General features: G+C 46.5%; 4 protein-coding genes. All 4 read left to right on the top strand.

Annotation, left to right across the window (positions count from 1 at the left end; all coding sequences use genetic code 11):
- Window positions 1-183 precede the first annotated feature (183 nt).
- Genes ACRC1E_RS00260 through epsI form a run of 4 tightly spaced genes read left to right on the top strand, consistent with a single transcriptional unit; the run spans window position 184 to window position 3,922 of the window.
- A complete protein-coding gene (locus ACRC1E_RS00260) occupies window positions 184-1,347 on the top strand; it encodes an outer membrane beta-barrel protein (RefSeq protein WP_438513105.1) in 1,164 nt (387 codons plus the stop codon).
- A 51-nt stretch (window positions 1,348-1,398) separates the two neighbouring features.
- On the top strand, window positions 1,399-2,331 hold the full coding sequence (locus tag ACRC1E_RS00255; RefSeq protein ID WP_438513104.1) for an EpsD family peptidyl-prolyl cis-trans isomerase: 933 nt from the start codon (window positions 1,399-1,401) through the stop codon (window positions 2,329-2,331).
- Window positions 2,332-2,355: 24 nt separating this feature from the next.
- On the top strand, window positions 2,356-3,234 hold the full coding sequence (gene xrtB / locus ACRC1E_RS00250) for an exosortase B (RefSeq protein WP_438513103.1): 879 nt from the start codon (window positions 2,356-2,358) through the stop codon (window positions 3,232-3,234).
- Window positions 3,227-3,922 (top strand): exosortase-associated protein EpsI, B-type, encoded by a 696-nt coding sequence (gene epsI, locus ACRC1E_RS00245; protein ID WP_438513102.1) that lies wholly within the window; start codon window positions 3,227-3,229, stop codon window positions 3,920-3,922. Before xrtB ends, epsI begins: the two co-directional genes overlap by 8 nt.
- Window positions 3,923-4,075 lie beyond the last annotated feature (153 nt).

Genomic DNA, 4,075 nt, shown 5'->3' with positions numbered 1-4,075 from the left:
TCTCCCTGAGGCGCACATCAAGGGGTTTGCTGCAGTCATGAATAATACCTTTCAATTGCATTATTTAAAGTCTATTGTCATTGCAGGGTGGTGCTGTCTATGCGTGATGTCTTAGCCGTAAAACATGACATGATTTTTAGTTGAGACGCGTTGAGCGTTGTAGGTTTTGAACTAGGGGGAGGCATGAAAAAAACAAGCAGATACAAGAAGCAATATGCTTGTCACCCGCTATTGCGGCATGGTGTGCTGTATCTGCTTTTTGCAGGGGCATGCTCTGCCTATGCGGATGATCTGGACACGGTCAAGTTTCGCGTCGGAACCCGGCTTACCCATGACTCGAATCTGTTCGGTAGCGAGCAGGATGCCAAATCCGACTGGCTGGCACGGACGGAAGTGGGTGTATCCATAGACAAGTACTACAGTCTTCAGCACTTAAAGTTGGATTTTTCAGCGGTTGATTATCGATACAGCGAATTTGATAACAATAACTTTATCGCCTATCCCTACGATGTAGGTTGGAAATGGGTATTGGGTTCCCGCTTGCGGGGAGATTTTCTCCTGCGCCATGAAGAGGTTCCCGATTTGCTGGATCCAGCTTTTTCAGGTGACAGTATCAATATCAAGCGTAGCGATCTTCAGCGTGCCAGCCTGTCATGGCAGGCCTTGCAAAGAGTCTATTTGCTTGCCGGCATTGATTCGACCAAGACTGACTACAGTCAAAACAGTTTTTCCGTCAATGAAAAAGCAGACACTGCCGATCTAGGTCTGCGTTACCAGACGCCGGCCGGAAATGCCTTGCAGTTTGTTGTACGCGATGGTCGAGGAACAGAGCAGGAAAATCGAGACTTTGATCAGCGCAGTTACCTAGTGGCAGTTAACTGGCAGTTGGGCGGCAAGACTTCTCTGGATGCTGGCCTAGGGAGAATAAAGCGTAGTTACGATGATGCTTCCCTCGATTACTCTGGTTCTAATGGGTATGCCGTGTTTAACTGGAAAGCAACGGATAAGCTTGAGCTTAATGTTTCGATCAAGCGAGATATAGATTCTCAGCAGATATTTTCTTCACGAACGACCGATACTTTCAGTATTGAGCCAAGCTTGCAGATAAGTAGCAAAATTCGCTTGTTTGCATCCTTACTCCATTCCGCTGCGGATTATAAAGGAGCTCCTGCCGGTATTCCTCAGCGTAATGATAAAACCGATATCGCCAGTATTGGTTCGGAATGGCGTCCATTTGACCCACTCACATTGACGGCAACGATGCAGCACGAAAAAAGGAATACCACAGATCCTTATCCAAGTTATCGCCGGCAGCAATATTGGCTGGGTGTTGCCTTGGGCTTTTGATTTTTATTTATTTGTGGCAGGTTTCTAGGCCTGAGAGATGGAGATGTAATCATGAATGTTATGGCTTATCAAATATCCCGTTTTTTTCAGCTCAGGCCAGGCATGCTGCTGATGTCTGTTTTAGCTATTACTGCATGTAGCAATGGTGATGATGTACCGGTTAGTCAGCTGGCAGCTCAGGTTAACGGTAGTGAAATTACGGTTCATCAGCTGAATACGGCCATGCAGTCCATGTCGTACCCGCCAGGGAGTGATGCCAAAACTGTACAAAAACAAGTTTTGGATCATCTTGTTGAGCAACGCTTGCTAATCGATAAGGCTATTGAAGAGAAACTTGATCGTGATCCGCAAGTCATGATGGCCATGGAAAATGCGCGTAATGAAGTACTGGCCCGCTCATGGCTGGAGCGCGCTGCGGGCGCGCAGGTCAAACCGGGCAAGGAGGATGCACAGGAATATTACAAACAACATCCTGAATTGTTTGCGGATCGCCATGTTTTTCAGTTGCAAAAACTTTCATTTCCAGCCAGTTCTGATTTGCTTGCTGCTTTAAAAGTGCAAATCAATTCCGGTAAAAATATGGATGAAATTTCAACTTGGGTTAAGTCTCAGCAATTGCCTGTCAATGCTGAAATAGGTGCTTTGGCAGCCGAGAATATACCGATGCAGTGGTTGCCGGAAATTGCTGCACTGAAGGAGGGGGATTCAATTGTTTTTGATACGCCACAGCAGATTTTTTTGGTTAGCCTGATGGGTAAAAAATTACTGCCTATCGATGAAGTGACCGCCTTGCCGCAGATTGCGGCTATATTGGTAGCGCAAAAAAATAAGGATGTAGCACGTTCAATATTGGAAAATTTGAAGAAGAATGCAAAAGTAGAATATAAAATTGATAGTGTGGCGCCGTCTGGTATCAAGGCTCCCGAGGCCTCTGCGGCATCTGTAAATGCAAAGGCAATTGAAAAGGGTGTAGCGGGTTTGTAACTTTAATTTCTTGGGCGCAATGTGATGATCAGACTGATCCAACCGGGTTTTTTTTCATCCAAATGGCCTGCCAGTTTGCCATTGCTTCTGGCAGGTGCCGGGCTTGCTGTTCTGTACGTACCGACCATTTATGACTTGATGAACGGGTTGTGGCGTAGTGAGCAGCAGGGGCATGGCCCTATTGTACTGTTGATTTGCATCTGGCTGTTCTGGCGTGCTCGCCGTCAACTTGCCGAGGCGCAAGGCATGCCGGAAACGGGTTGGGCATGGCCGCTTTTGCTGCTGGCCTGCCTGATGTATATGCTTGGCCGCTCTCAAGGTATTCTGATTCTGGAAGTTGCTTCCAGTATTTTCATGCTGACGGGTTGCGTATTGCTACTATATGGGAGGGGAGCACTCAAGCCGTTGTGGTTTGTGCTGTTTTTCATGTTGTTTTTATTGCCGCTGCCAATGGCTATGGTCGATGCCATTACCTTGCCCATGAAAACTGCTGTTTCCTGGGTCGCTGAAAATTTATTGTTTGCTGTTGGTTACCCTATTGCCCGCACCGGCGTTACATTACAGATTGGGTCTTACCAGTTATTGGTTGCGGATGCCTGTGCCGGTTTACAGACCTTGTTTACATTGGAGGCGATGGGGCTGCTCTATCTTAATGTAGTGCGTCATGCTTCTTTGTTGCGCAATATAGGCTTGGCTATTTTAATCGTTCCTATCAGTTTTTTTGCCAATGTTATTCGTGTTTGTGTCCTTATATTAATAACGTATTATTTTGGCGATGCTGCCGGGCAGGGTTTTCTGCATGGTTTTTCCGGCATGGTGCTTTTTTTTGCTGCATTTATGATGATAATTGTCGCCGACAGCCTGTTGCGGATCGGGGGGAAGGTAAGGAGTCTCGATGCGTAAAAATATTGTCAATGCCGGATTCGCATGCCTGTTGATGATTTTTTCTTCACTGCTGGCGATTTATTTGAAGCCCAGGCATTATTTGTCAGAAAAATGGGGTGTGATGGATTTGGATACGGCCATTCCGCAGCAGTTTTCAGGCTGGAAACTGGATGATATTTCTGTGATGCCCGTGGTGAATCCTCAGCAGCAGGCCATGATAGAAAAGATATATACCAAGACATTGTCTAGGACATATGTAAACGACAATGGTGAGCGGGTTATGCTGGTTATTGCCTACGGCGCCGATCAGCGCGACGGGATGCAATTGCATTACCCGGAGGTGTGCTACCCGGCACAAGGTTTTGTAGTAAATAGTAATGCGATTGATACCTTGCTTTTCGGAAGTGAAAAAATGCAGGTACGCCATCTGGAAACTGTATTGGACAACAGGCGGTTTGAGCCTGTCACCTATTGGTTTACTGTAGGAAGTACGGCTCTTGCCGACTCGAAAATGAAAAAATGGGCAGAGCTTGACTATACCCTGCGTCAGCGGGTTATTCCTGATGGTTTGCTGGTTCGTGTTTCTTCCATCAATCAGGATAGTCATGCAGCTTACACATTGCATCGCAATTTTCTGGCGCAATTGATGCCTGCCGTGATGCCACGCTATCGCGAACGGCTATTTGGATCGGCATTGAGCAGTTGATCTGGGTTCGAGTATGCGTTATTTGCTTTCCGATAAAAAATTTCCCACCGTCCCTTCCAATTTGAATAAATAAATCTATAAACAAGATATGCACTGCATGGCAGATATTTAAATTCTCTGCAGCGTGTACGGCAGAACTCGTTCCGGCCGCCT

The sequence above is a fragment of the Craterilacuibacter sp. genome (assembly GCF_051659485.1).
Lineage (GTDB): Bacteria > Pseudomonadota > Gammaproteobacteria > Burkholderiales > Chromobacteriaceae > Craterilacuibacter.
This window is presented reverse-complemented; position numbering and strand designations above follow the sequence as displayed.